Below are 26337 nucleotides of genomic sequence, written 5' to 3'. Positions count from 1 at the left end.
CGCGGCCGGTTGGCCGCGCGAGAGATCAGATGATGCGGGAGTACGTGGCGGTGGGAATGGCCGATCGCAGGTATTTGTCGAAGGCCATGGCCACGGCCCGCACGAAGTACCAGCCCAGGCCGGTGACCCGCAATTCGCCCAGGTGCAGATTCACCAGGCCCAGTTCGGCCAGGCTGGCCACCTGCGAGAGCTCGCGGCTGAAGTAGTCGCCGAATTGCAGGCCATGCTTGGCCTCGATGCGGGCGAAGTCCACGCGGCCCTGGCACATGATGTCCATGATGATTTCGCGGCGGACCAGATCGTCGGGGCTAAGGGCCAGGCCGCGTTCTACGGCGAACCTTCCGGATTCGATGGCCGCGTAGTATTCGTCGAGGATCTTCGCGTTCTGGCTGTAGGTGTCGCCGATGCGTCCGATGGCCGACACGCCCAGCGCGATGAGGTCGCGATCCGGCTGTGTGCTGTAACCCTGGAAATTGCGGTGAAGCTCGCCGCGTTGCTTGGCAATGGCCAGTGCGTCGGTGTTCAACGCGAAATGGTCCATGCCGATATACGTGTAGCCCTGTTTCAGAAAGCCCTGGATGGCGGAGCTGAGCAGGCCGACCCGCGTGGCGCGGTCCGGCAGGTCGGCTTCTTGAATGCGGCGCTGCGGCTTGAAACGTTCGGGCAGATGCGCGTAGGCATAGAGTGCGATGCGGTCGGGACGCAGCGAGATGACCTGCTCGATGGTGCGGGCGAAGGATTCGGTGGTTTGCAGCGGCAGCCCATAGATAAGGTCCACGTTGACCGACGCATAGCCCAAAGCCCGCGCGCTATGCATCAGCGCGGCGACGTCTTCGTACGATTGGACCCGGTGCACCGCGACCTGTACGCGTTCGTCGAAATCCTGGACGCCGAAGCTCAAGCGGTTGAAGCCCAGTTGCTGCAGGAAGGCCAGGCGCTCGGGGGTAGCGGTGCGAGGATCGACTTCGACGGAAATTTCGGCATCGGGCTCAAAGCGGAAGGCGCCGCGCAGATCGCCCATCAGCCGCGCCAGTTCCTCGTTGGACAGGAACGTGGGGGTGCCGCCCCCGAAATGCAGTTGCGATACCGGCACGCCCGGGCCCAGTTCCTGCACATGCAGCGCGATTTCGCTGGACAGCGCATCCAGATAGCGGGCGGCGCGGTCGTGGTGGCGGGTCACCACCTTGTTACAGGCGCAGTAATAACAGACCGATTCACAGAACGGAATGTGCACGTAGAGCGACAGTGGCTCGGCCGGGCTGGTTGCGCGCCGCTGCTGCAGGGCGAGGCGGTAGTCTTGCTCGCCGAAGCTTCCGTGATAACGGTCTGCCGTAGGATACGAGGTGTATCGCGGCCCGTTCTTGTCCAACCGGGCCAGCAGTTGGGGTGGAAAAAACGGCTCGGCGGTGGCGGGCGCCGGCGATTCCGAAGATTGAGGGCGTAGAGCGGCTTGCATAACCCGGATTATTCGCCTGCCCGCCCCCCGACACTTTGATCTTGCGCAAACGGCGAGCACCGCGTCTGCCGCGGGGCAAGCTTTGCCACGGCGAGCGAGCGCCATCCTGCTGCGCCGCCCTGCCCCGTAAAATGCCGCGACTCACCGGGCAAGACGTGCATGCCGAGAATCGCGCAGCCCGATTCCCGCCCCAGACTCCCGCCGCGAGATTCCCGCAGCAAACAAGGATCAATCAATGGAAACCGAACTGGAAGGCCGCCTGCTGGCCATGCGCCAAGCGCTGGCGATTGCGATCGCCCTGTCGACCCGCAGCAGTCCCCAGGCCACCGACATGGCGCTGGAACTCCTGGGCGACCTGAAGGCCAATCTGGACAACACGCCGGCCGACAGCCCGTTCGGCAAGCCGGAATGGGTGGTGGGCGCCCATGACGAACTCGACGGCATCGCCCGCCTGGTTCGGGCGTTTACGCAAACGCCTGAACCGGACGACGACGGGCAGTAGACATGCGTCGAACTCAGGCCAAATCACCTCCAACTGGCCTGACCACCAGACGAACAGCAGTGGATTCCCTCACATCGTTTTCCCTGAAAGCGGCGGTTTCCCCTTTTGTTTCAAGGGCGAAGTGCCTATATTGGTGGCCTGACCACCAGGCCAACCCTTTGCGCAGACCGCCCGATGAGCACCTTTCAAGCCGTCGCTGTCACTCGTCTGTATCGCATGATCGCCGACCAGATCGCGGGACGCATCCGGGCCGGCGACTTTCCGCGCGGCCGGCGGTTGCCGTCAGAGCGGGACCTGGCCGAACAATTGCAGGTCAGCCGCGCGTCAATCCGCGAAGCGCTGATCGCACTTGAAATCGAGGGCTACGTCGAGGTCCGCGTCGGCACCGGTGTTTTCGTGGCGGACAAGGAAGGCGGCGGCGCGGCGTGGGGCGCCGGGCCGAACGCCAGTGCGGCGCAGAGCACCGACGACATCGGCCCGTTCGACCTGCTTGAAGCACGCCTCCTGATCGAACCCGAATGCGCCGGCATGGCGGCCCAGCACGCCACGCCCACCCAGCTTGCGGCGATCCGCGAAGCCCATGAGGGCATGTCCCTGACGGATTCCCCCGGTCGGCACGACCGCGAATTCCACGGCGCGATCGCTGCCGCCTGCGGCAACGCCGCGCTGGCCGCCGCGGTGGGCCACCTGTGGAACCTGACCCAGTCCAGCTCGGTGTACCGCCGGATGCAGGACTACTTCGTCGACGCCAAGGTGTGGGCCGTCGCCCACGCCGAACACCAGCGCATCCTGACTGCGATCGTGGCGCGCGACCCCATGCGGGCGCGCCACGCCATGCACGCACACCTGCTTGGCATCCTGGCGCGATTGCGCGAGGACTTTGGCGACGTTTCCAACCCCCGAGGCGATCTATGACGACACCCACCCTGTCCATCAACGGCAACCGGCTGTGGCAATCCTTGATGGATCTTGCGCAGATCGGCGCGACGCCCAAGGGCGGCAACTGCCGCCTGGCGCTCACCGCGCTCGATGGCCAGGGGCGCGATCTGGTGACCGGCTGGATGCGCGATGCCGGCATGACGGTGCGCGTGGACCAGGTGGGCAACATCTTTGCCCGGCGCGCGGGCCGCGACGACAGCCTGCCGCCCGTCATGACGGGCAGTCACATCGACACGCAGCCCACCGGCGGCAAGTTCGACGGCTGTTATGGCGTGCTGGCCGGGCTTGAAGTCATCCGCACCCTGAACGACGCGGGCGTGCAGACCGACGCCCCGCTGGAAGTGGCCATCTGGACCAACGAGGAAGGCTCGCGCTTTGTGCCGGTCATGATGGGATCGGGCGTATTCGCCGGCAAATTCCCGCTGGAAACCGCGCTGTCGGCCCGCGACGCGCAGGGCATCAGCGTGCGCGACGAGCTTGCCGCCATCGGGTACGCGGGCGCCGATCCCGTGGGCGGCCGCCCCGTCGACGCCTATTTCGAGGCGCATATCGAGCAGGGCCCGATCCTTGAGCACGAGGAAAAGACCGTCGGCGTGGTGACGGGGTCGCTGGGGCTGCGCTGGTACGACGTCACGGTGACCGGCATGGAAATGCACGCCGGCCCGACACCGATGGCGATCCGCCGCGACGCGCTTTTTGCCACGAGCTTCCTGCTCCAGGCGGTCGTGAACATCGCCAACACCCATCAGCCGCAAGGACGCGGCACGGTGGGCGAGATCCACGCATTTCCGGGATCGCGCAACGTGATCCCGGGCCAGGTGCGTTTCACCACCGACCTGCGCCACGAAGACGAGGCGACGCTGGACCGCATGGACCAGGATTGGCGGCGCGTCTGCGACGACATCGCCGTCGCGCATGGCGTGCGTGTCGAGGTGAAGGATGTGCAGTACTTTCCGCCGACGCCATTCGATCCCGATCTGGTCGACAAGGTGCGCAAGGGCGCCGCGAACCGTGGTCTGCCCGCGATGAACATCGTCACCGGCGCCGGACACGATGCCGTCTACATGGCCGCCGTCGCGCCCACCGCCATGATCTTCGTGCCGTGCAAGGACGGCATCAGCCACAACGAAATCGAAGACGCCCGGCCCGAGCATCTGGAGGCCGGGTGCAACGTCTTGCTCGACGCCATGGTGGCGCGGGCCAATGGCGCCAGTCAGCGCCCTGAATGATTTGCCCAAGCCGTAGCCAGCACGCCTGATTCGTCCAACAAGAATGCAAAGGGGAAAGAACTTGCAGCCGGACACTCACCGCACCGCAGCCGACGACCGCGCCGCCCTCGCCGCCCTGGCGAAGCACCATTGAATTCTCCGCATTGGTGCGCGGCGCCTTAACCAGCACCTGAACGAAGCATTGTTGCAGCAGCTCCACCCGCAGTACCCGAGAAACGCAGGTGGCATGAGGTTTGCTTGATTCGGCACGGCTATCGCCGCGTCCAGGCGGCCGCCTGTCCGACCCTTTCCAGCCCGGAGGCTCGCAGTGAAATCGAAAAACTGGTTTTCCCTTAGCATCGGCGCATTGGTCCTTGCGGCCGCGCTGCCCGCCACGCAGGCGTTCGCCCAGACCAAAGGCGGCACGCTGAACATGATCGTGCAGCCCGAACCGCCGGTCATCGTGACGGCCATCAATCAGCAGGGGCCAACGCAATTCGTTGCAGGCAAGATCTACGAAAGCCTGCTGACCTACTCCACCGACTTGAAGCCGCAACCTGGCCTGGCGAAGTCCTGGGAAGCCGCCGCTGACGGGCTGACCTACACCTTCCATCTGCAGGACAACGTGAAGTGGCATGACGGCAAACCGTTCACGTCCGAAGACGTGGTGTTCTCGCTGGCGGAGATGCTGCCCAAGACCCATGCGCGTGCCCGCGTCATCCTGAACAAGTTCGTCGATTCCGTGACGGCGCCGGATGCCAAGACCGTGGTCATCAAGCTGAAGACGCCGTTCCCGGCCTTCATGCTGATGTTCGAACCCGGCTTTGCGCCGATGATGCCCAAGCATCTGTACGCCGGCACGGACTACATGACCAACCCCGCCAACCAGAAGCCCGTGGGCACCGGCCCGTTCGTCTTCAAGGAATGGAAGCGCGGCGAATACATCAAGCTGGCGCGCAATCCCGACTACTGGAAGCCGGGCAAGCCCTATCTGGATGAGCTGGTGTTCAACGTGATTCCGGATGCGGCCTCGCGCGCCGTGGCCTTTGAGCGCGGCAGCGTGGACGTGCTGCGCGGCGGCGACGTGGACAACGTCGACATCAAGCGCCTGCGCGGCCTGCCCAACGTGGAATACACCACCGCGGGCTGGGAGATGTTCTCGCCGCAGGCCTACCTGATCTTCAACATGCGCAAGCCGCCCTTCGACAACCTGAAGGTGCGCCAGGCCGTCATGGCCGCGATGAACCGCAACATGGTGGTCAACAACATCTTCTTCGGCCTGGGCAAGGTGTCGACCAGCCCGTTCGTGACGACCGAGATGTTCTACGACAAGAACATGCCGCCGATGCCGTTCGACATGAAGAAGGCGCGCGCGCTGATCAAGGAATCAGGCATCAAGCCGGGCGACTACACGATCCGCCAGTTGAGCTTTCCGTATGGTTCGACCTGGGACCGCCTGGGTGAATACACCAAGCAGGCGCTGGAACAGCTTGGCTTCAAGGTGAATGTGGAATCGACCGACGCGGGCGGCTGGGCCAGCCGCACCGGCAACTGGGACTTCGACCTGACCACCACCTTCACCTACCAGTACGGCGACCCCGCGCTGGGCGTGCAGCGGCTGTACATCTCGTCGAACATCGTCAAGGGATCGCCCTTTGCCAACGTGCAGGGATACAGCAATCCCGAGACCGACAAGCTGTGGGAGGCCGCCGCCTCCGAGGTCGATCCGGCCAAGCGCCAGGAGCTCTACACCAAGATCCAGACGACCCTCGTCAACGAGGTGGCCAACGGATTTCTGGTCGACATGGAGTTCCCCACCCTGTCTCGCGCCAACGTCAAGAACCTGGTCAAGACCGCCATCGGTCTGAACGAGTCGTTCGACGACGTCTACATCGAGAAGAAGTAAGCGCTGCCGATGCGCCGCCGCGGGCTTGACCCGCGGCGGCGCCCCGCTGCGCGATGGGCCCGCTTGCCGCCGGCAAAGCCCGTCCTGAAAGGACCCGAGCATGAGATTCCTGTCTTTCCTGCTTTCCCGCATCGGCAAGGCCCTGGTGGTGGTGCTGGGCGTGGTGATCATCAATTTCTTCCTGATACGGCTGGCGCCCGGCGACCCCGCCGCCGTGCTCGCCGGCCAGGCCGGCGCGGGCGATGCCGCCTACGTGGACCAGCTGCGTGTCGCTTTCGGGCTGGACAAGCCGATCCTGACGCAGCTCCTGCTTTATCTGAAGGGCGTGGTGCAGCTGGACCTGGGCTTTTCGTACCGCAACCACGTGCCGGTGCTGGACCTGATCGTCGAGCGCCTGCCCGCCACGTTCCTCCTGATGTCGTGCGCCTTCGTGTTTTCCATCGTGCTGGGCGTGCTGCTGGGCGTGGTGGCGGCCAAGGCGCGCTACCGCAACAAGCGCCGCTGGATCGATAGCTCGGTGATGACCGGCGCCCTGCTCCTGTACGCCACGCCGCTCTTCTGGCTGTCGCTGATGGGCATCCTGCTGTTTTCGGTGGTGCTGGGCTGGCTGCCGGCGTTCGGCATGGAAACCGTGGGCGCCAACCTGACCGGCTGGGCGCGCGCGGGCGACATCGCGCTGCACCTCATCCTGCCGACCGTGACGCTGGGCTGCTTCTTCATGGCCGTGTATGTGCGGCTGACCCGCGCGTCGATGCTGGAAGTGATCGGCATGGACTTTGTGAAAACGGCCCGCGCCAAGGGCGTGAGCCCCAGCCGTGTGATCCGCGCGCACGTGCTGCGCAACGCGCTGCTGCCGGTCATCACGTTTGCCGGCATCCAGCTTGGGCAGATGGCGGGCGGCGCGGTGCTGACCGAAACCGTCTTCGCGTGGCCCGGCATCGGCCGTCTGATGTTTGACGCCCTGCTGCAACGCGACTACCAGCTTCTGCTGGGCATCTTCCTGGTCACGTCCATCATGGTCGTCGTCTTCAACCTGTTGACCGACGTGCTGTACCGCCTGATCGATCCGCGCATCGGCGCGGGCGCGCAGCAAGGAGCCTCCGCATGAAGTCATTCGCCCAACGTTACATGCGCAATTACGGGGCGGTGGCCGGCCTGGTCATCATGCTGATCGTGGTGGCCGTGGCTCTGGCGGCGCCGCTGCTGTACGAGGAATCGCCATGGATGATGGTGGCCGATCCGCTGATCCCGCCGTTCACCAATGCGGACTATCCGTTCGGCACGGACATGCTGGGCCGCGACATCACGGCCGGCCTGGTATGGGGCGCACGCGTGTCGCTGATGGTCGGTTTGCTGTCGACCGCCGTGGCGCTGCTGTTCGGCATCCTGGTGGGGTCGGTGGCCGGCTATTGCGGGGGCCGCGTAGACGACGCGCTGATGCGTTTCACCGAATTCTTCCAGACCATTCCGCAACTGGCGATGGCCGTGGTGCTGGTCGCCATTTTGAGTCCGTCGGTGTATTCGATCATGGGCGCGATCGCCGTGGTGTCCTGGCCGCCGGCCGCGCGGCTGGTGCGGTCGGAGTTCATGACGCTCAAGCAGCGCGAATTCGTGCAGGCGGCCATCGTGATTGGCCAGACGCCGGCGCGCATCGTGGGCACGCAGATCCTGCCCAATGCCATGTCGCCCATCATCGTGTCGGCCTCGTTCATGGTGGCGACCGCCATCCTGACGGAATCGTCGCTGTCTTTCCTGGGCCTGGGCGACCGCAACCTGATGAGCTGGGGCTTCATGATCGGCGCGGCGCGCACGATGATCCGCGAAGCCTGGTGGATGAGCGTGTGGCCGGGCGTCGCCATTTTGCTGACCGTGCTGGCCATCAACCTGATCGGCGAAGGCCTGAACGACGCCCTCAACCCGCAACTGCGCAAGCGCGGCGAATAGGAGGCCGGCATGAATCCAACCTCAGAATCGACGCCGCTGCTGTCCATCCAGAACCTGACCATCGCGCTGCCCAAGGGTGGCGATCGTCCCTACGCCGTACAGGACGTCTCGTACGACATCCGCGCCGGGGAAATCCTGTGCATCGTCGGCGAATCCGGATCGGGCAAGTCCATGAGCGCCAACGCCATCATGGGACTGCTGCCCGACTACCTGACGCCGCAGCAGGGCCGCATCCTGTTCCGCGGCCAGGACCTGCTGCAGCTGGACGAGCCGGCGCTTCAGGCCATGCGCGGCAAGGACATGGCGATGATCTTTCAGGAGCCGCTGTCGGCCCTGAACCCGCTGATGACGGTGGGCGAGCAGATCAGCGAGGTGATGCGCGTGCATGACGCCTACCCAGGCGCCGAGCGCCTGAAGCGCACGCTGGAACTGCTGGAATTCGTGGGCCTGCCGGACCCGGCGACGCTCTATCACGTCTACCCATTCCGGCTGTCAGGCGGACAGCGCCAGCGCGTCATGATCGCGATGGCGCTGGCGCTGGAACCCGCGCTGCTGATCGCGGACGAGCCCACGACCGCGCTGGACGTGACGACGCAGGCGCAGATCCTGGCGCTGATCGCGCGGATCCAGAAAGAGAAAGGCATGGGCGTGATGTTCGTCACGCACGACTTCGGCGTGGTGGCCGAGATCGCCCATCGCGTGGCCGTCATGGAGAAAGGCATTCTGGTGGAACAAGGCCCTGCCGACGAAGTGCTCAACCGTCCGCGCCATCCATATACCCAGCGCCTGATCGCGGCGGTGCCTCACCGGCGCGGCGAGGAGCGCGCCGGGATCGCGGACGACAGACCGGTGCTGGAAGTGAAGGACCTGAAGAAGACCTACGTGATCGGCCACGGCTGGCTGGGCAACAAGCGCGAGGTGCGCGCGGTGGACGGCGTGAGCTTTGCCGTGCGGCGCGGCGAGACGCTGGGCATCGTGGGTGAATCGGGGTCCGGCAAATCCACGATCGGCAAATGCCTGCTCAAGCTTGTCGGCATCAATGGCGGCCAGTTGCTGTTCAACGGGCAGGACATCGCCACGCTGCCCGAGTCCCGCTTTCGGCCGATGCGGCACGAGATCCAGATGATCTTTCAGGACCCGTTTGCCTCGCTCAACCCCCGGCACACCGTGGGCCGCATCATCAGCGACGGCCCGGTCGCCAACGGCGTGGCGCGGGCGCAGGCCGAGGCCCGGGCGCGCGAGCTGCTGTCGCTGGTGGGCATGGATCCGTCTGCCTTCGATCGCTATCCCAACCAGTTTTCCGGCGGCCAGCGCCAGCGCATCGGCATCGCGCGCGCCCTGGCGCTGGAACCCAAGGTGCTGGTGGCCGACGAATCGGTCTCCGCGCTGGACGTGTCGGTGCAGGCGCAAGTGCTGCAACTGCTGCACGACCTGCAGCAGCGGCTGAAGATTGCGCTGGTGTTCATCACCCACGACCTGCGCGTAGCGGCGCAGATCTGCAATTCGGTCCTGGTCATGCATCGCGGCAAGGTGGTCGAGTACGGGTCGCCCGCCCAGATCTTCGACAACCCGCGGCATGCATACACGCGCCAGTTGATCGCCGCGGTGCCGGGCCAGCATTGGGACCCGACCAAGGCGCAGGCCGCCTGACCGCCATTCCGTCATCGCCATTCAGGAGAACCGCTTATGCAACGCCCCGCCGCAATCCCCACCGTGCAGATCGACAACGAGCAGGTCACCGTCACCGAGTGGCGTTTCCCGCCGGGTGGCGAGACGGGCTGGCACCGCCATGGCATGAACTACGTGGTGGTGCCGCAGACCACCGGCCCGCTGCTGCTGGACACCCCCACCGGCCAGGTCACCAGCCAGCTCACCACCGGCGTGGCGTACTACCGGCCGGTCGGCGTGGAGCACAACGTCATCAATCCCAGCGACACGGAATTCGTGTTCGTCGAGATCGAACTGAAGCGGGCATGAGCCCCGCGCATCTGGCATTGACCCGGACGGTCTGAGCGAGGATATCCATGAAGGCCTTTTTTTCCGAAGAACAGCTGCTGCATTCGCCCCGCCAATTCATGCGGCTGGGCCGCATCAGCGCCCCGACCGACCTGCCGTCGCGCGCCGAGAACCTGCAGCAGGCGCTGGCCGCCCGCGGCATCAAGGTCGAAGCGCCGGCCGACTATGGACGCAAGCCGCTCGAACACGTCCACAGCGCGGATTACCTGGATTATCTGGAAACGGCCTTTGCGCGCTGGCAGGCGTTGAAGGCGCCGGGGGTCGATCCCGGGCCGGAGGTTCTGCCGAATCTCTCGCCGTACTACAACGGCCGCATCGATGCCGCCGGGCGCGGCCCCTGCCCCTCGCCGTCCATCGTGGCGCAGACCGGGTACTACCTGAGCGACCTGTCCTGCCCCATCGGGCCGCAGACATGGCGCTCGGCGCTGCGGTCCACCCATAGCGCGCTGGCGGCGGCGGATCATGTGGCGGGCGGTGGCGGGGTGGCGTATGCGCTGTGCCGGCCGTCCGGCCACCACGCCCATCGCGATCGCGCGGGCGGCTTCTGTTACCTGAACAGCAGCGCCGCCGCGGCCAGCCGGCTGCTGCAAACGTGGTCAAAGGTGGCGGTGCTGGACGTGGACGCGCATCACGGCGACGGCACGCAGAACATCTTCTACCAGCGGCCGGATGTGATGACGGTGTCGCTTCATGCCGACCCGGCGGGCTATTACCCCTTCTACACCGGCTACGCGCACGAACGCGGCCACGGTGCGGGCGAAGGCTACAACCTGAACCTGCCGCTGGCGCACGGCTGCGGCAACGCGGAATTCCTGCAGGCGCTGGACACGGCGCTGGACGCCTTGGCGGGCTATGCGCCCGAGGCGCTGGTTTTGCCGCTGGGGTTCGACACGTACAAGGACGATCCCATCAGCGTGCTCCGGTTGGACATCGACGCCTACCGCGACATCGGCGCGCGCGTCGCCGGTCTGGGCGTGCCGACCGTGGTGGTGCAGGAAGGCGGCTACATGGTCGAGGCGATCGGACCGGCGCTGGACGCGTTTCTTGAAGGATTCGACCGTGGCGGCAAGTGACCATGCCCGGGGGTGCGCAAAGGCGTGCATGAGCACGTGCGCCGGATGAGCGCCCTGACCGGATCAACGCCCGCGCGCCAGACCGGCATCCTGCTGTTCTTTGCGGCGCTGGTGGCGTTTGCCACCTTCGACGCGGGCACCAAGCAGTTGCTGGAACGCTACCCCGCGCCCTTCCTGAACGTGATGCGCTACCTGGCGGTGGTGACGCTGGCGATGGGCATGCTGTGGCGCCATGGGCGCGGCCTGCGCCTGCGCGACGCGCCGGAAAAGCCGCTGCTGGTGCTGCGCGGCGTCATGCTGGCCACGGTGGCCACTTGCTTCATGACCGCGCTGATCTGGATGCCGCTGTCCGAAGCCACCGCCATCTACTTCACGGCCCCGCTCATCATGGTGGCGCTGTCGCCCTGGATGCTGGGCGAACGCGTCCGCGCGGCGCAATGGGGCGCCGTGGCTGCGGGGTTTGGCGGCATGCTGCTGATCGTGCGGCCCGGCGGCGACCTGCCTCTGCTGGGCACGTTGCTGATGGCGGTGTCCGCCGTCAGTTACGCGATCTTCCAGGTGCTGACGCGAAAGCTGTCGAACAAGGTGCCGGGGCCGGTGCAGTATGCGTACACCGCGTTCATCTGCCTCATCGTGACGGCGCTGCCGGCGCCCTTCTTCCTGCCCGATCCCTGGCCGGGACCGGCGGACACCGCCATCATTCTTGCGTTGGGCGCATGCAGCGGACTGGCGCAGATCCTGCTGATCGCCGCCTTCCAGCGCGTCCCGGCCGCGACGCTCGCGCCGCTGAACTACTTCCAGTTGCTGCTGGCGCTGGGCTTCAGCACGTTCTGGTTCCAGCGCCCGCCAGACGCGCTGGCGCTGGCGGGCATGGGGCTCATCATGGCGGCCGGGGTGTTTCTGGCGCTGGGCCCCCTTAGAAGTCCATCGACGCCGACAGCATGAACGTGCGCGGCGCGCCCAGTGCCAGGCTGGAGAGCTGCGGCATGCCCCAATAGGCCTTGTTCGTCAGATTATTGATGGCGGCGCGCAGCACCACCTGGCGGTCCGCCACCTTCGTGGCGTAGCGCGCGCCGATGTCGTACGTGGTGCGCCCGCCCACCGACAGCGAGTTGTCCGCGCTGATGTACTGCTTGGACACCGAGGTCGCGTTGGCCGTCAACGTCAGCCCCTGCACCGCCGGCACGTCCCATTCCACGCCAAGTTTGCCCTGTAGCCTCGGGATGCCGGTGGCCTGCTTGCCCTCGTTGGCCGCGACGGCCGCTTTTGTCACCTTGGGATCGATGTAGGCGACGCCGCCGATCAGGCGCACGCCACGCAGCGGTTCGCCGAAGAAGCCCCATTCCACGCCCTGGTTGCGCTGCTCGCCGCCGAACGAGAACATGTTTGTGACCGGATCGGTGTAGCTGCTGGGGCGCTCGATTTCAAACAGCGCCAGCGTATGGGTGAAGTCGCCCAGGTCGACCTTCAGGCCGATCTCCTTCTGCTTGGTCTTGAAGGGCGCAAAGAGCTCGCCTGCGTTGGCCGCGGTGGCGGGCGCGGACTGACCCTTGGAGAGGCCCTCGATGTAGTTCGCGTACACGGAAATGTTGTCCGTCGCCTTGACGAGCAGCGCGGCGGCGGGCGTCGTGGCGTGGGCGTCATAGCGGCTGGTGCGCGCGCCGGTGGCGACGCTGAAGCTGTCGGTGCGGACCTCCTGGCGGCGCGCGCCCAGCGTCAGTTGCACGCGGTCCTCCGCAAAGGACAAGGTGTCGGCCAAGCCATAGCTGATCATGCGCGTCTTGCTGTGCATGATGGGGGGAAAAACGCCGGCGGGCGCCGGACCCCAGACGGGGTTGTAGATGTTGGTGACCCAGTCCGCGCCGGGCACCGAGCGGCGGCCGTAATCGTGTTGATCATCGGAGTAGTACGTGGCGTTCAGCACCCACTGATGCTTGATCGCGCCGGTCTGCAGTTTGCCGCGCAGGCCCGCGTCGCCGGAGGTCTTGTCCACCTCCATGTTTAGTTGCCCCATCGACGTGCGGAAGTCGCCGGCATCGTTGAACACCTGCGCCGACATGGCGCCGCTGTAGGTGTATTCGGAACGGCTGGTGCCGATGGCCGCGTACGCCATCAGCTTGTCGGTGACGTCGAATTCGCCGCGGATCATGGCGCCGCGATCCTGGTTCTTCACGTAGGCCCAATCCGGGTTCAACAGGGTTTCGGGTTTGGGCGGCTTGGGCACGCCGATGCCGGGCGCAAGGTTGATGCCGCGCGTCACGCCGTCGATGCGCTCATCGGTGTCGTACAGATCGGCGGAGATGCGGACCCGCTCGCCGCGCCAGTCCAGGCCCAGCGACGCCAGTTGCGCGCGCTTTTTCTGGTCGTCGACGGGACCGTTGCCGTTGCGGTACATGCCGTTGAACCGGATGCCGAACTGCTGTTTCTCGCCGAAGCGCCGACCCATGTCCAGGTGCCCGCCGAACTGCGCGTCCGACATGTAGGTGGCCGTCAGGCGCGTCAGCGGCTCGGCGCCGGCGCGCTTGGACACCAGGTTGACCGTGCCGCCGACCGAACCGCCGGGAGGCATGCCGTTCAGCAAGGCGGACGGGCCCTTCAAGACCTCGATCCGCTCGAACATCTCGGGCGACGTCCGGTAGTAAGGCGCCATGCCGGCCAGCCCGTTGAACGTCATGTCGGTGGTGGCGGACGAGAAGCCGCGGATCGAGTAGTTTTCGCTCCACGCGCCCGACACGCCGTTGCTGAACACCGACGGGTCCGTGCGGGCGATGACATCGGTGATGTCCTTGGCCTGCAGGTCCTCGATGTACTTTTCCGTGTAGTTGATGACGGAGAACGGCGTGTCCATGAAGTCCTTGTCGCCCAGGAAGCCTACACGGCCGCCGTACGTGACCTGGCCACCGGCGTAGGGCGTTGACGGCGCTTCCTGCGCATCGGCCTGGCCCGTGACGGTCACCGTGGGCAGGGTCTTCACACCCGCCTCCTGCTGCGCCCACGCCGGCGTCGCAACCGCGGCGCCCAGCGTAAGGCCGAACACGGCGGCGACGAAAGGGTTCAAGGAAAAGGCGGGCTTTGCCTGCCCGGCTAGCGGCGAAGGACGTGCGACGCGGCCGCTATGGCGACGTTTGCTCATGGAATGCTCCGTTCAGTTGAGCTGGGATCGCCCGGCAATCCGGGCGACTGGGAATCATTTACGTTTGGATCGGCAATGACGCGCGGGGCGTCTTGAGGAATCAGTTCCGGTAAGGCCTCATGACTTCGTCGATCATGAGATGCAGCGACTTCACGCTGGCGGCAGTGACATACCAGGCTTCGGCGTCGGCAAAGACCACGCGGCCGTCTTGCCACGCGGCCGTCTGACGCAGCAGCGGGTTGCCCAGCGTCTCGGCGTTCAGGGCCGGCCGGCGTTCCATCACGGCCGTGCGGTCGACCACGTAGACGATGCCCGGGTTCGCCTGCTGGATGAATTCGCTGGAGATCGGCTGGCCATGCAGGCCGCCATCGGCCAAGGGACTGGCCGGTTTCACGCCCAGCGCCTTGAAGATGAAGCCGTAGCGGGAATGCACGCCGAATGAACTGAAGGCGCCGTTGTTGTGCAGCACGACGAGGGCCGTTTCCGGACGGTCGCGGATGAGCGCGCGGGCCGCTTCAACCTTGGCGTCCAGATCAGCCGCCTTCCTGCGGGCAAGGTCCTCCTTGCCGAAAATGCGCCCCAGCGTCAGCAGATGGTCCTTGACGATCTCGATGTGGTCGGCCTGACTGTCGCGGTAGTCCACGTCGAAGTGGACGGTGGGCGCGATCTGGCTCAGCTCCTTGTAGTGGTTCGCCTGCAGCGAGGTGATCAGGATGAGATCCGGCTTTGCCGCGTGCACGCGCTCCAGATTCGGCTGGACGATGGCGCCCATGTCCTGCACGTCGGGCGCGTCGCGGTAGCGGACCAGGAAGTGCGGCACGAAGTCCTTGGGCATGCCCACGACGGGGACGCCCAGCTCGTCCAGAAAATCGACTTCGTTCATGTCTAGGGCCACCACGCGCTGCGGCAGCCGGTCGATCACGGTCTCGCCCAGCTTGTGTTTGACGGTGATCGGAACATAAGCATTCTGCGACGGCGCATCCGCGGGTGCCGCGGCGGCCGTTGCCGCGGCGGCCGATGCCGCCGCGGCCTTGGGCGTGTCCGTGGCTTGCCCGCAGCCGTGCAGCGCCGCTGTTGCGGCCAATGCCGCGGCTAGCAGCATCGCCCTCGGCCAGTGCGACAGGATCATTTCAGTTCTCCAGGGGGATTGAAGTAGTTGCACAGACGACCGCGATCGCCCTGCGTGATCTCGAAATCCAGTCCATACAGGTCGCGCAGCCGGTCTTCGGTCATGACCTCATGCACCGCGCCCGCGCAATGCACCACCCCGCCCTTCAGCGCGACGACATGGTCCGAATAGCTGGCCGCGAAGTTGATGTCGTGCACGACCAGGATCACGGTGCGGCCGTGGTCGTCGCTCAGGCGGCGCAGCGCACGCATGATCTGGACTGCGTGCCGGATGTCCAGGTTGTTCAGCGGCTCGTCCAGCAGCAGGCAATCGGTCTGCTGCGCGATGGTCATGGCCATGAACGCCATCTGCCGCTGGCCGCCGCTCAGCTCGTCCAGGTAGGCGCGGCGCAGCGGCTCCAGCGATAGAAACGAGATGGCCTCGTCGATCGCCTGCATGTCCTGCGGCGTCAAGGCGCCGCGGCTGTAGGGAAAGCGCCCGAATGCCACCAAGTCATCCACCGTGAGCCGCAGGTTGAAGTCGGGAGACTGGCGCAAGGTTGCGACGCGCCGCGCGTAATCGGCGCGGCGCATGTCCGCCACGTTGCGGTCGCCGATGAAGACGTCGCCCTGCGTCGGTTCCATCAACCGCGCCATCATCATCAGGAGCGTGGTCTTGCCCGCGCCGTTCGGGCCGATGAGCGATGTCAGCTTGCCTTGGGGGAACTGCAGGCTCACGTCGCGCAGGACCGCTTTCGCGCCATGGATTTTGCAAAGATTTCTGGTCGTGATCATGCGGCGCCCCGCGTGCGCGCCATCAGCGCGAGAAACCAGCCGCCGCACACCAGGTTGACCAGGATCCCGACGGTGGTCTTGTAGTTGAAGATGTATTCGACCGCGAGCTGGGCCAGGATGAACATGCCGGCGGCGATGGCGCAGCCGGTGGGCAATGTGACGCGATGCCGGCGTGTGCGTGCCAGGGCATACGCGGTGTTGGCCACGAAGATGCCCATGAACGCCGTGGGTCCCAGCAGGCTGGTGGAAACGGCAACCAGCACCGCGATCAAGGCCAGATGCAGTTGCACGGCCCGCGGATGGTCAACACCCAGCGACATGGCCTGGTCACGCCCCAGCGACAGGACGTCCAGCGTCGGCAATTGCCTGCGTCCGGCCAGGCATACCGCGGCAACAACGGCGGCGGATGCCAGCAACTGCGCCGGCTCGGCCTTGCCGAACGAGGCCTGGGTAAAGCCCAGCAGGATCGAGAACTCGCCCGGACTGGTCTTCAGTTGCACGAACTGCGTGAAGGTGCCGATCACCATGGTCAGCACCAGTCCCACCAACAGCAGGAAGTACACGTTCTGCCTGCCGCGGTGGAACAGCCAGCGATGCAGGATCCACGAATACGCCAGCATCACCAGGACCGAGACCAGGAAGTTGCCGTTCGGCCCCAGCAGCACCAGGCTTTGCGTGCCCAGCGCCAGGATCAACACGGACTGCAGCAGCAGGTACACCGCCTCGTAGCCCATGATGGCGGGCGTGAGGATCCGGTTGCCGGTCAGTGTCTGGAACACGATCGACGACCACGCGATGCAGACGCCGCCGATCACCATGGCCGCCAGCCGCGCGAGGCGTTTGGGGATGACGTAGTCGAAGTCCAGGCCCGACCGGAAAAACAGGAACACCACGGCCAACGCGATGACCGCCATCCAGACCGCGTTCCGGGAAGCTGCGCGCATCATCGGTGCTTCCAGAGAATCAGCGCCAGGAACAGGACGCCGCCCACGCCCCCCGCCGTCAGGCCAATGGGCACTTCGAACGGATAGATCAGCACGCGCCCCAGGATGTCGCAGACCAGCAGCAGCGACGCGCCGCCCAAGGCGACGACGGGCAGCGTGCGGCCCAGGTTGTCGCCATAGTGGAGCGCGACCAGATTGGGCACCACCAAACCCACGAACGGAATCGCGCCCACCGTGATGACCGTGGCCGACACCGTGACCGCCACCAGCATCAGGCCCAGCGCGACGGTGGCCGGATAATTCAGCCCCAGGCTTGCGGCCATGTCCTCGCCCATGCCGGCCACCGTGAAGCGGTGCGCATACAGGTACGTCAGCACGACGATCGGCAGGATGAGATAGATGATCTCGTAATTGCCCTGCACGATCTTGGAGAAGTCGCCCAGCAGCCAGCCCTGCATGCTTTGCAGGATGTTGTTGCGATAGGCATGGAATTCGGCCAGCGCGCTCAGCACACCGCCGAACATCAGCCCCATCACGGGCACCAGCACCGTGTTCTTGAACCGGATGCGGCGCACGATCATGACGAAGGCCAGGCTGGCTGCAAAGCAGAATGCCAGCGCAAACGCCATCCGCCCGCCCGGCCCCATCGACGGCGCCACCGTCAGCGCAACCAGGATGCCCAGCTTGGCGGCGTCCAGCCCGCCGCAGGTGGCGGGTTCGACGAACTTGTTGCGCACGATGTGCTGCAGGATCACACCGCACACCGACAGGCCGACGCCCGTCAGCACCAGCGCGGCCAGCCGCGGCAGGCGGCTGGCGGTCAGCGTCAGCCACGCGTCGCCCGACAGCGTGAAGAGCTGCGTCCAGGCCAACTGCCGCGCCCCGACCAGGAGGGACGCGCCGCACAGCACGACGAACAGCACCAACAGCCCGGCACGCATCAGACGCGGTCTCCGGCGATGCGCCAACCCTTGGCGGCCTCGCGCTGCGTCAGGAATTGCGCGTACCGTCCGCCGCTCGCGTGCAGCGCCGCCGGCGCGCCCGCTTCGACGATCCGGCCGTCCTCCACCACCGCGATCTCATCAGCCATCGCCACCGTCGACAACTGATGCGCAATGACCACCAGCGTCCGCTTGCCGCGCAGGCGCGCCAGCGTGCTGGCGATGACGGCCTGATTGCCCGCGTCCAGCGCCGCGGTGGCCTCGTCCACCAGCAGAATGGGCGCGTTGCTGATCAGCGCGCGCGCGATGGCGATGCGCTGGCGCTCGCCGCCCGACAGCCGCGCGCCGCCCTCGCCCACCGGCGTGTCCATGCCTTGCGGCAGGCGCGCGGCGATCTCGTCTACGCCCGCTTCGCGCGCGGCGTGCAGGACATCGGCATCATCACTGCCCGGCCGGCCGGCACGGATGTTGTCGGCAATGGTGCCGGTAAAAAGATAGGTGTCCTGGAATATCTGGCTGATGTGGCCGGCCAGTTGCGTGCTGGCGATCTGCCGCACGTCAACGCCGCCGATGTGCACGCTGCCTTGCGTCACGTCGAAGAATCGCGCGATCAGCCGCACCAGCGTGGTCTTGCCGGACCCCGATGCGCCGACCAGCGCGACCATGCTGCCCGGCTCGATGCGCAGGTTCAGGCCGTGCAGCACGTCGGGCGTGTCCTGCGCGTAGCGAAAGCGCACGTCGCGCAATTCGATGGACGCGTCGCGCGGCGTCTGCGGTGCGGCGGGCTCCGGCAAGGGCGCCGCCGCAAAAAGCGCGTCGATCTCATCAAGCTGGGCGCGCGCGCCGCGCAGCACCTCGCCGTAGCCGGCAACCTCGAGCAGGCCGTCGATGTAGCGCACCGCCAGCAGCATCGCGACAACGGCGGCCACCAATTGCCCGTTAGCGGCGCCGGCGGCGAGCAGTCCGTTGAGCCACAGAGCCGCCGCGATCAGCAGGGCGGCAAAGACGGCCTGGACCGCCCAGACGTTGAGGACGGCCGCGGCCGCCGACCGCCAGATCAGGCGCGTGCCCGATCGGCGCTGCGCGTCGAGGGATTGCTCGATGTGCCGCATGCCGCCGCCTTCCGCGCTGAAGGCGCGCAGCACCGACTGCGCCTGCGCAAACTCCACCACGCGCTGGCTGGTTTCGGCAAAGCGCCGATGAAACTCGGCGTCGGCGCGCCCCGCCAACCGCGCGGTCAGCGCCAGCACGCCCGCCAGCAGCGGCAGCGCCGCCAGTGCGATCAGCCCCAGCAGCCAATGCTGCGCAAACAGCGCCGCCACCAGCACGAGGGGCGCCGCCACACCTGCGACGAGCGGCGTGAAGACGTGCGCGGGCAACTGGGCCACGGTCATCATGCCCTGCGTGACGACATGGCTGAGACGCGCGGTGTTCTGCGGCGTTAACCAGCCGACAGGCAGGCGCGCCACATGGTCGCCCAGCCGATGGCGGCCAGCCTGCAGGATGGCGACGCCCACACGCACGCCGGCCCGTTCGACCGGCAGGCGTAGCGCCCCGCAGCACACCACCCCGGCGAGCACCGCAGCCAGCCACGCAGCGGCCTGCCGCGTGTCGCCGGCCAGCAGATGCGTAAGCAGCGGCGCCGTGGCCGCCATGGTCAGCCCGCAGGCCAGCCCGTAGGCGGCCGCCAGCCACCCGTAGCGGCGCAGGAAGGCAACGTCGTTGCCAAGCAGGCGCACAAAGGTCGTCAGCATGCCGGCTCCTCTTGCGCCGTCGCCATCGCATGACCGCCCTGCGCCCACAGCCGCGCATAGCAGCCGCCATGCGCCAGCAGCGCGTCGTGCCGCCCCTGTTCGGTGATGGCCCCGTCTTCCAGGACCAGGATGTGATCGGCATGCACCACCGTGTCCAGCCGGTGCGCGATCACCAGCAGCGTGCGACCCCGCGCAAAGCGCGACAGCGCCTCCTGGACGGCCGCTTCGTTGCCGGCATCGGCTGCGGCCGTGGCCTCGTCCAGCACCAGCACGGGCGGATCCAGCAGGACGGCGCGCGCGATGCTCACGCGTTGGCGTTCCCCGCCCGAGAGCTGCGCGTCTTCGCCGATCACGGCGTCGTAGCCGCGCGGCAGGGCCAGGATGCGTTCGTGGATGTTGGCGGCGCGCGCGGCGGCTTCGATTTCCTGCTGGGTGGCGCCCGGCCGGCCCAGCGCGATGTTGTCACGCACGCTGGCGTGGATGAGCCGCACCTCCTGCAGCACGAAGCCGATGCGCCGGTAGAGCTGCGCGCTCTCGATCTGGCGCAGGTCCGCGCCGCCGAGTGTGATGCGCCCTTGCGCCGGGTCGAAGAAGCGCACCAGCAGGCGGGCGAGCGTGGATTTGCCGGCGCCGGACGGGCCGACAATGGCGGTCACCGTGCCGGGCGCCAGCGTGAACGTGATGCCGGACACGGCCTCGTGACCATCGCCGTAGCGGTAGCTGACATCCTCGAACCGCACTTCATGCCCTTTAGGAATCTGGCCGTGGCCGGCCGCCGGCGCCTTCAGCACGGGCGTATTCATCAGCGCCAGCACCCGTTGCGCCGCGCCCGTGGCGCTGCCCAGATCGTGCAACAGCGTGTGCAGCAACAGCATCGGCGCGCAGATGCCCGGCGCCACCAATGCGAAAGGCAGCACGTCCACCGGCGCCATCCACTCCAGCGCCACGAACAGCGCGCCCGCGCCCAGCACCACGCCCAGAACCGTGACCGGCGCGATCAGCGCGTGGGCCCGCGCCATCGCGGCGACCAATGGCCGGGTGAAGTCGGCAAAAGCCGCGGCAAAGCCGTCCACCGCGTCCCGGTAGCCGCGATGCGCCTTGCCGGCATCGCCAAACGCCTTGACCACGGGTATGCCATTGACGAATTCGACGGTCGCGCCGTTGAGGCGGCCAAGGCGTTCCATGAACACCGGCATGTTCGCGCCGCCCGCCTTCATGGCCCGCCGCAGAAAGAGGAAGAAGCCCGGAAACGGCAGCAACGCCGCGATGGCAAGGCGCCAGTCCTGCGCAAACAGGTAGACCGCCGACGCCGCGATGGCGCCGCCGGCGCGTCCCACAGCCGTGAAGAAATGCGCGGTGAGGCTGTGCAGCGTCGCCATGTCGTCCTGCAATGCCTGTTTGACCTCGCCGGAGGCCCGGTCCGTGAACCAGCCCAAAGGCACTTGCGCCAACCGCCTCGCGCCGGCCAGGCGCAGATGATGCGTGATCCGGTTGTCGGCCAGGTGGGCGGTCAGTTCGGCAGCCGACACCAGCGCCATGCCCGTGAACAGGCTCGCGACGGCAGCGGCGACAGTCCACCAAAGCTCGGGAGCCGTTGGTTCGGGACCTTCCAGGATGAGGCGAGCAATGTGTGCGATGGCGGCGAGCGGCGCCAGCGTGAGCATGGTGCCAACTGCGGCAAGCGCGGCTGCGGCAATGAGTTGCCCGCGAATCGGGGTCAACACCAGGCTGAGCGGGCCGGGGTGTTTAGCGTGGGCCGGCGCGGCTCCGGAAGTGCTCATGAACGAAGTACCAGGACGAAGTTGATAATTATTTGCATCACTATAAACTAAATCTTGAAATAGTTGCATAGCAATAAACTAAATAATTGCGGGACGGGTTAAAGTGCGGGATCGCCGACGCCAACAACAGGGATCAGACATGCAGCCGCCAGAGCGCCGCCCCGCACGGGGACGCCCTCCCACCATCACCCGCGAGCGGATCGCCGATGCCGGCATCGCCGTGGGCCTGCCCAACATCACGTTCGTCGGCGTCGCAGCAGCGCTGGGCGTCAGCCACATGGCGCTGTACAAGCACGTGCCCAGCCTGGAAGAGCTCAAGCGCCTGGTCGCCGAGGAGATCTTCAAGCGGTGGCAGATTCCGCAGGCCTGTAGCCACGATCGCGGAGATCTCAAGGACTACCTGACGGTGTTCGCGACATCCGTGCGCGAGTTCGTCAAGGCGCATCCGGGCGTGACGCCCTACGTCATCCGGCGGCTGGCCGCGACGCCGTCCATGCTGGCGAAGATCGACGGGCATCAGCGCCACATCGCCGACGCCTATGGCATCTCAAAGGAACAATCGCGCATCCTGCTGGCGACCGTGGCGTTTCACGGCCTTGCGGTGGCGGACACGGTGTATTCGGTTGCCGGGCTGGAGCCGGTCGTCGACGCCGCGCGCACGGCGGAAGAATCCGAGATGGAAGTGGAACTGGATCAGGGCATGCAGGCGCTGATCATCGGTTTGATGGCGATGCTGGAGGGCGCTTAGCTGGTTTCGCGCTGGACCAGTTCGAAACCCAGATCCACGTGCCGCTCGGGCACGGGTTCGCCCGCCAGATGCTGCATGAGCAATCGCGCGGCGGATAGCCCGATCTGATAGCGCGGCGTGGCGATGGTGGACAGCGGCGGCGTGGTCCAGGCCGTGCCCGCCAGGTCATGAAACCCGACGATCGCCATTTGCGCCGGCACCTGCAACCCGTCGCGGCCGCATTGGAACACCGCGCCCTGCGCCAGGTCGTCGTTGCAGAAGAACACGGCGTCGCAATCCGGGTGGCGCGTATGCAGGTCCTGCATCAGCGCGGCCCCCAGGCTGATCGACGATTTCTCCGGCGTCATGATTTCCAGCGCCGCGTCATACAAGCCTGCATCGCGTAGCGCCTGCCGGCACCCCTCGCAACGGCGCAGCGACCGCGGATCCAACTGCGCGCCGATGATGCCGATGCGGCGGTAGCCGCGCTCCACCAGATGGCGGCCGGCGGCGTAGCCCGAGTCGAATTGCGAGAACCCGACGCTCATGTCGTCGTTGCCTTCCAGCGTTTCGATCGTGTGCACCGTGGGAATCGCCTGCGCGCGCAGCAGTTCCCAGACGCCCGGATTGTGATCGATGCCGGTCAGCACCAACCCGTCGGGCGAGTGCTGCAGGTACTTGCGCAGCAGCGCCTCCTCTTCGTCCGGCGAATAGCCCGTCACGCCGATCAGCATGTGGTAGCCGTGCTGGTCCAGCACGTCCTTGATGCCCGTGATGATGTCCACGAAGACCACGTTGCTCAGCGACGGAATCAGCACCACGATGGTCTGCGATCGCGCCGATGCAAGCGCGCTGGCGGCGTGGTTGGGCACGTAGCCAAGTTCCTGGCACACCCGCGCGATGTGCTGGCGCAGGTCTTCCCCCACCTTGTCCGGCGTGCGCAGCGCCCGCGAGACCGTGATGGCGCTGACGCCGACGCGCCGCGCGACGTCCTGCATGGTGACGCGGCCGGCGCGCGAGCTTCGGGGTTTGCGGATGGACATGGACCCTCGCGGTGAATGCAAGCGCGTAGTCTGACGGAAAAAAAGAGGCTTGCCAAAGCAAAAATGTTAGCGCTAACATGACCCGCATCAAATGATTAGAAAACTCCGGAAAAACGGAGAGGAGACAACCATGCAAGCTTCCCCACTGGGGCGGCCGGGGCCGTCGCGTCCCGGCCGGTCACCGCTGGCCCGCGCCGCGGACTGGTGTTTTGTGCTGCAGACCTGGCTGATGGTGGCCTGTCTGATCGTGATGGTCGTGCTGCTGTTCGGCAACGTGGCGCTGCGCTATCTCTTCAACTCCGGCATCAACGTGTCCGATGAGGTCTCGCGCCTGGCCTTTGTCTGGATGATCTTCCTGGGCGCGGTGATCGCGCTGCGCGAACACCAGCACATCGGCGTCACCATGATGGTGGAACGCTTCGGCCCGGGCGCGCGCCGCGTGTCGCACATTGCCTGCCAACTGATGATCCTGTGGGTGCTGTGGCTGATGGCCGAAGGCGGCTGGGTCCAGACGGTGATCGGCATGGACACCGTGCTGCCGGTCACCGGCATGCCGCTGGCCGTCTTTAACGCAGCCGGCCTGTATGCCGCCGTGGCGATGGGCATCCTGACCCTCATCGACCTGGTCCGCGTGATTGCGGGCGGCCCGATGCCGGCGGAGTCCAGTCCGGAAGACCCGGCGGTGTGAACCCGCCCCTCACCGCCCCCAATCACCTGCCCGGATATCCGCAATGATCCTGACCGTCTTCCTAGTCGTGCTGCTGGGGCTGATCGCCCTGGGCATGCCGATCGCCTTCGCGCTCATCATCAGCGCGATCGTCATGATGTTCCAGCTGGACTTCTACGACACCCAGCTCCTCGCCCAGAACATGCTGTCCGGCGCCAACAGCTTCACGCTGATGGCGGTGCCGCTTTTCATGCTGGCCGGCGAACTGATGAACGCCGGCGGCATCTCGCGGCGCATCGTGCATCTGGCCAACACGTTCGTGGGCCACATCCAGGGCGGCCTGGGATATGTGGCCATTTTCGCCAGCGTGCTGCTGGCGTCCCTGTCGGGCTCGGCCGTGGCTGACGCCGCGGCGCTGGGATCACTGCTCATCCCGATGCTGCGCGAAAAGGGCTATGAGGCCGGCCAGGCGTCGGGCCTGATCGCGGCCGGCGGCATCATCGCGCCCATCATCCCGCCGTCGATCTCGTTCATCATCTTCGGGGTCGCCACCAACGTGTCGATCACCAAGCTGTTCTTCGCTGGCATCGCACCGGGCCTCATGATGGGGCTGACGCTGGTGGCGGTGTGGACCTGGGTGGCGCGCAAGCACGGCAGCATCAAGCCCGCGCCGCGTGAGCCCTGGAGCAATCGCCTTAAGGCGCTGCGCGGCTCGCTGTGGGCGCTCTTTCTGCCGGTCATCATCATCGGCGGCCTGCGGGGCGGCATCTTCACCCCCACGGAAGCGGCCGTCGTCGCCGCCGTGTATGCGTTGCTGGTCAGCCTCTTCGTCTACCGCGAAATCGGATGGCGCGACCTGGGACCGCTCTTCATCAACGCGGCGCGCACGACCGCCGTGGTCATGTTTCTGGTGGCGGCCGCCATGGTCTCGTCCTACATGATCACGCTGGCGGACCTGCCGCAGGACCTGATCGCATTGCTTGAGCCGGTCATGGATCAGCCAAAGATGCTGATGTTCGCGCTGCTGATCCTGCTGACGCTGGTCGGCACGGTGATGGATCTGACGCCGACCATCCTGATCCTCGGCCCCGTACTCATGCCCGTCGTCATCAAGGCAGGGATCGACCCCGTCTACTTCGGCGTCATGTTCGTCATGGTCGGCAGCGTCGGCCTGCTGACGCCCCCGGTGGGCACGGTGCTCAACGTGGTTTGCGGCGTGGCCCGCATCAATATGGAAACCATCTGCAGAGGGGTGTGGCGCTACGTCGTGGCCTACACACTGCTGCTGGTCCTGCTGGTGATCTTCCCCGAACTGATCACCGTACCCGCACGCTGGATGCACTAGCGGCACTTGAAAACCCCCGAGGAGAAACACCATGATCAAGCAATTCAAGACCCGCATTCTTGTCCTGGCGACGGTGCTGTCCTGCACCGTCGCCGGGGTGGCCGCGGCCGCGGACGTCAAGCCGCGCCTCATCCGCTTCGGCTACGGGCTGAACGAGGAAAGCGTGCAGGGCCGCGCGGCCCGCCATCTGGCGCAGGAACTGGAAAAGGTCAGCGGCGGCAAGCTCAAGATGCGGACCTTCGGCTCGGCCAACCTGGGCTCGGACGAGCAGATGCAGAGCGCGCTGGTGGGCGGCGCGCAGGAAATGATGGTGGGATCCACCGCGCCGCTGGCGGGTATGGTCAAGGAATTCGGCGTGTTCGACCTGCCTTTCCTGTTCAACAGCGAAAAAGAGGCCGACGCGGTGCTGGACGGCCCGCTCGGGCAGGATCTGCTGAAAAAACTGGAAGCCAAAGGTCTGGTCGGCCTGGTCTATTGGGAAAACGGCTTTCGCAACATGACCAATTCCAAGCGGCCGATCACACGCGCCGAGGACCTGCAGGGCATCAAGCTGCGCGTCATGCAGAACCAGATCGCGCTGGGTGTGTTCAACACGCTGGGCGCCAACGCGGTGCCGATGCCGTTCTCGGAACTGTTCACCGCGCTGGAAACGCGCACGGTGGACGGCCAGGAAAATCCCATCACCACGATCCAGAGCAGCAAGTTCTACGAGGTGCAGCCCTACCTGACCATCACGCGCCACGTCTACACGCCGTGGGTGGTGCTGGCGTCCAAGAAGTGGTGGGACACGCTGTCGCCCGACGAGCAGAAGCTGATCCGCCAGGCCGCCGCGTCGTCGCGCGACTTCGAAAGGCAGGACAGCCGCGCCGATTCCACCAAGGCCATGGGCACGCTTGAAAAGAACGGCATGAAGATCAACACCGTCACGCCGGAAGAAGTGGCCCGCATGCGCCAGAAGGTGCAGCCCGTGGTCGACAAGTACACGCAAGAGCTCGGCCCGGAACTGGTCAAGCAGCTGAACGACGAAATCCAGAAGGCGCGCAACTAGCGCCAATG

Annotated in this window: 23 protein-coding genes; 14 read left to right on the top strand and 9 right to left on the bottom strand. The window is 66.2% G+C overall.

Features of this window, described 5'->3' with window-relative positions; all coding sequences use genetic code 11:
* Window positions 1-25: 25 nt before the first annotated feature.
* Window positions 26-1456, bottom strand: a complete 1431-nt coding sequence (hemN, locus tag HV681_RS16140; RefSeq protein ID WP_175124018.1) for an oxygen-independent coproporphyrinogen III oxidase — start codon at window positions 1454-1456, stop codon at window positions 26-28.
* 235 nt (window positions 1457-1691) lie between these two features.
* Between hemN and HV681_RS16135 the strand changes: the two genes are divergently transcribed.
* The 10 genes from HV681_RS16135 (at window position 1692) to HV681_RS16090 (ending at window position 11989) form a co-directional block, all read left to right on the top strand.
* The gene (locus HV681_RS16135; protein WP_175124017.1) at window positions 1692-1958 is read left to right on the top strand and encodes a hypothetical protein; all 267 of its coding nucleotides are present in this window, start codon (window positions 1692-1694) and stop codon (window positions 1956-1958) included.
* 174 nt (window positions 1959-2132) lie between these two features.
* Window positions 2133-2873: a FadR/GntR family transcriptional regulator gene (locus tag HV681_RS16130; RefSeq protein WP_175124016.1), complete on the top strand. Its 741-nt coding sequence runs from the start codon at window positions 2133-2135 to the stop codon at window positions 2871-2873.
* A complete protein-coding gene (locus HV681_RS16125; protein ID WP_175124015.1) occupies window positions 2870-4126 on the top strand; it encodes a Zn-dependent hydrolase in 1257 nt (418 codons plus the stop codon). Before HV681_RS16130 ends, HV681_RS16125 begins: the two co-directional genes overlap by 4 nt.
* A gap of 307 nt (window positions 4127-4433) precedes the next feature.
* Window positions 4434-6011, top strand: coding sequence for an ABC transporter substrate-binding protein (locus HV681_RS16120; protein ID WP_175124014.1), 1578 nt, complete (start codon window positions 4434-4436; stop codon window positions 6009-6011).
* A gap of 100 nt (window positions 6012-6111) precedes the next feature.
* Complete coding sequence (locus tag HV681_RS16115) at window positions 6112-7119, top strand: ABC transporter permease (protein ID WP_056569653.1); 1008 nt, start codon at window positions 6112-6114, stop codon at window positions 7117-7119.
* Window positions 7116-7955 (top strand): ABC transporter permease, encoded by an 840-nt coding sequence (locus HV681_RS16110; protein WP_056569649.1) that lies wholly within the window; start codon window positions 7116-7118, stop codon window positions 7953-7955. The genes HV681_RS16115 and HV681_RS16110 overlap by 4 nt, the downstream gene beginning before the upstream one ends.
* 9 nt (window positions 7956-7964) lie before the next feature.
* Window positions 7965-9605 (top strand): ABC transporter ATP-binding protein, encoded by a 1641-nt coding sequence (locus HV681_RS16105; RefSeq protein ID WP_175124013.1) that lies wholly within the window; start codon window positions 7965-7967, stop codon window positions 9603-9605.
* 36 nt (window positions 9606-9641) lie between these two features.
* Window positions 9642-9932 carry a cupin domain-containing protein gene (locus HV681_RS16100; protein ID WP_056569641.1) on the top strand — a complete coding sequence of 97 codons (291 nt, stop codon included), beginning with the start codon at window positions 9642-9644 and terminating at the stop codon, window positions 9930-9932.
* A 47-nt stretch (window positions 9933-9979) separates the two neighbouring features.
* Complete coding sequence (locus HV681_RS16095; RefSeq protein WP_175124012.1) at window positions 9980-11044, top strand: histone deacetylase family protein; 1065 nt, start codon at window positions 9980-9982, stop codon at window positions 11042-11044.
* Between the two features lie 45 nt (window positions 11045-11089).
* Window positions 11090-11989: a DMT family transporter gene (locus HV681_RS16090; protein ID WP_175124011.1), complete on the top strand. Its 900-nt coding sequence runs from the start codon at window positions 11090-11092 to the stop codon at window positions 11987-11989.
* Here HV681_RS16090 and HV681_RS16085 read toward each other — a convergent pair.
* The 7 genes from HV681_RS16085 to HV681_RS16055 all read right to left on the bottom strand — a co-directional run bounded on the left by HV681_RS16085 (window position 11961) and on the right by HV681_RS16055 (window position 21499).
* Window positions 11961-14177: a TonB-dependent receptor gene (locus HV681_RS16085; protein ID WP_175124010.1), complete on the bottom strand. Its 2217-nt coding sequence runs from the start codon at window positions 14175-14177 to the stop codon at window positions 11961-11963. The two genes, HV681_RS16090 and HV681_RS16085, sit on opposite strands and share 29 nt — an antisense overlap.
* A 100-nt stretch (window positions 14178-14277) precedes the next feature.
* A complete protein-coding gene (locus HV681_RS16080) occupies window positions 14278-15306 on the bottom strand; it encodes a siderophore ABC transporter substrate-binding protein (protein WP_175124009.1) in 1029 nt (342 codons plus the stop codon).
* The gene (locus tag HV681_RS16075; protein ID WP_175124008.1) at window positions 15303-16079 is read right to left on the bottom strand and encodes an iron ABC transporter ATP-binding protein; all 777 of its coding nucleotides are present in this window, start codon (window positions 16077-16079) and stop codon (window positions 15303-15305) included. The genes HV681_RS16080 and HV681_RS16075 overlap by 4 nt, the downstream gene beginning before the upstream one ends.
* Window positions 16076-17023 carry an iron chelate uptake ABC transporter family permease subunit gene (locus tag HV681_RS16070; protein WP_175124187.1) on the bottom strand — a complete coding sequence of 316 codons (948 nt, stop codon included), beginning with the start codon at window positions 17021-17023 and terminating at the stop codon, window positions 16076-16078. Before HV681_RS16070 ends, HV681_RS16075 begins: the two co-directional genes overlap by 4 nt.
* On the bottom strand, window positions 17023-17964 hold the full coding sequence (locus HV681_RS16065) for an ABC transporter permease (protein WP_175124007.1): 942 nt from the start codon (window positions 17962-17964) through the stop codon (window positions 17023-17025). Before HV681_RS16065 ends, HV681_RS16070 begins: the two co-directional genes overlap by 1 nt.
* Window positions 17964-19718, bottom strand: a complete 1755-nt coding sequence (locus tag HV681_RS16060; protein WP_175124006.1) for an ABC transporter ATP-binding protein — start codon at window positions 19716-19718, stop codon at window positions 17964-17966. Before HV681_RS16060 ends, HV681_RS16065 begins: the two co-directional genes overlap by 1 nt.
* On the bottom strand, window positions 19712-21499 hold the full coding sequence (locus tag HV681_RS16055) for an ABC transporter ATP-binding protein (RefSeq protein ID WP_175124005.1): 1788 nt from the start codon (window positions 21497-21499) through the stop codon (window positions 19712-19714). The genes HV681_RS16060 and HV681_RS16055 overlap by 7 nt, the downstream gene beginning before the upstream one ends.
* A gap of 139 nt (window positions 21500-21638) precedes the next feature.
* Between HV681_RS16055 and HV681_RS16050 the strand changes: the two genes are divergently transcribed.
* Window positions 21639-22247: a TetR/AcrR family transcriptional regulator gene (locus tag HV681_RS16050; protein ID WP_175124004.1), complete on the top strand. Its 609-nt coding sequence runs from the start codon at window positions 21639-21641 to the stop codon at window positions 22245-22247.
* On the opposite strand, the gene gntR is transcribed toward HV681_RS16050, so the two are convergent.
* Entirely contained in the window at window positions 22244-23269 is a 1026-nt protein-coding gene (gene gntR, locus HV681_RS16045; protein WP_175124003.1) for an HTH-type transcriptional regulator GntR, read from the bottom strand. The genes HV681_RS16050 and gntR overlap by 4 nt on opposite strands.
* Window positions 23270-23399: 130 nt before the next feature.
* Between gntR and HV681_RS16040 the strand changes: the two genes are divergently transcribed.
* From HV681_RS16040 to HV681_RS16030, 3 genes are read left to right on the top strand one after another with little or no spacing between them, the layout of a single operon-like run.
* The gene (locus HV681_RS16040; RefSeq protein ID WP_175124002.1) at window positions 23400-23957 is read left to right on the top strand and encodes a TRAP transporter small permease; all 558 of its coding nucleotides are present in this window, start codon (window positions 23400-23402) and stop codon (window positions 23955-23957) included.
* A 43-nt stretch (window positions 23958-24000) separates the two neighbouring features.
* On the top strand, window positions 24001-25281 hold the full coding sequence (locus HV681_RS16035; protein WP_175124001.1) for a TRAP transporter large permease: 1281 nt from the start codon (window positions 24001-24003) through the stop codon (window positions 25279-25281).
* Between the two features lie 31 nt (window positions 25282-25312).
* On the top strand, window positions 25313-26329 hold the full coding sequence (locus HV681_RS16030; RefSeq protein WP_175124000.1) for a TRAP transporter substrate-binding protein: 1017 nt from the start codon (window positions 25313-25315) through the stop codon (window positions 26327-26329).
* Window positions 26330-26337 lie beyond the last annotated feature (8 nt).

Source organism: Achromobacter animicus, assembly GCF_902859585.1.
In the GTDB taxonomy this organism is placed as follows: Bacteria; Pseudomonadota; Gammaproteobacteria; order Burkholderiales; family Burkholderiaceae_B; genus Achromobacter; species Achromobacter animicus.
This window is presented reverse-complemented; position numbering and strand designations above follow the sequence as displayed.

Coding starts and splice junctions, on each gene's coding strand:
- hemN (WP_175124018.1), bottom strand. CDS start 1,456: ATGCAAGCCGCTCTACGCCCTCAATCTTCGGAATCGCCGGCGCCCGCC.
- HV681_RS16135 (WP_175124017.1), top strand. CDS start 1,692: ATGGAAACCGAACTGGAAGGCCGCCTGCTGGCCATGCGCCAAGCGCTG.
- HV681_RS16130 (WP_175124016.1), top strand. CDS start 2,133: ATGAGCACCTTTCAAGCCGTCGCTGTCACTCGTCTGTATCGCATGATC.
- HV681_RS16125 (WP_175124015.1), top strand. CDS start 2,870: ATGACGACACCCACCCTGTCCATCAACGGCAACCGGCTGTGGCAATCC.
- HV681_RS16115 (WP_056569653.1), top strand. CDS start 6,112: ATGAGATTCCTGTCTTTCCTGCTTTCCCGCATCGGCAAGGCCCTGGTG.
- HV681_RS16110 (WP_056569649.1), top strand. CDS start 7,116: ATGAAGTCATTCGCCCAACGTTACATGCGCAATTACGGGGCGGTGGCC.
- HV681_RS16105 (WP_175124013.1), top strand. CDS start 7,965: ATGAATCCAACCTCAGAATCGACGCCGCTGCTGTCCATCCAGAACCTG.
- HV681_RS16100 (WP_056569641.1), top strand. CDS start 9,642: ATGCAACGCCCCGCCGCAATCCCCACCGTGCAGATCGACAACGAGCAG.
- HV681_RS16095 (WP_175124012.1), top strand. CDS start 9,980: ATGAAGGCCTTTTTTTCCGAAGAACAGCTGCTGCATTCGCCCCGCCAA.
- HV681_RS16090 (WP_175124011.1), top strand. CDS start 11,090: ATGAGCGCCCTGACCGGATCAACGCCCGCGCGCCAGACCGGCATCCTG.
- HV681_RS16085 (WP_175124010.1), bottom strand. CDS start 14,177: ATGAGCAAACGTCGCCATAGCGGCCGCGTCGCACGTCCTTCGCCGCTA.
- HV681_RS16080 (WP_175124009.1), bottom strand. CDS start 15,306: ATGATCCTGTCGCACTGGCCGAGGGCGATGCTGCTAGCCGCGGCATTG.
- HV681_RS16075 (WP_175124008.1), bottom strand. CDS start 16,079: ATGATCACGACCAGAAATCTTTGCAAAATCCATGGCGCGAAAGCGGTC.
- HV681_RS16070 (WP_175124187.1), bottom strand. CDS start 17,023: ATGCGCGCAGCTTCCCGGAACGCGGTCTGGATGGCGGTCATCGCGTTG.
- HV681_RS16065 (WP_175124007.1), bottom strand. CDS start 17,964: ATGCGTGCCGGGCTGTTGGTGCTGTTCGTCGTGCTGTGCGGCGCGTCC.
- HV681_RS16060 (WP_175124006.1), bottom strand. CDS start 19,718: ATGCTGACGACCTTTGTGCGCCTGCTTGGCAACGACGTTGCCTTCCTG.
- HV681_RS16055 (WP_175124005.1), bottom strand. CDS start 21,499: ATGAGCACTTCCGGAGCCGCGCCGGCCCACGCTAAACACCCCGGCCCG.
- HV681_RS16050 (WP_175124004.1), top strand. CDS start 21,639: ATGCAGCCGCCAGAGCGCCGCCCCGCACGGGGACGCCCTCCCACCATC.
- gntR (WP_175124003.1), bottom strand. CDS start 23,269: ATGTCCATCCGCAAACCCCGAAGCTCGCGCGCCGGCCGCGTCACCATG.
- HV681_RS16040 (WP_175124002.1), top strand. CDS start 23,400: ATGCAAGCTTCCCCACTGGGGCGGCCGGGGCCGTCGCGTCCCGGCCGG.
- HV681_RS16035 (WP_175124001.1), top strand. CDS start 24,001: ATGATCCTGACCGTCTTCCTAGTCGTGCTGCTGGGGCTGATCGCCCTG.
- HV681_RS16030 (WP_175124000.1), top strand. CDS start 25,313: ATGATCAAGCAATTCAAGACCCGCATTCTTGTCCTGGCGACGGTGCTG.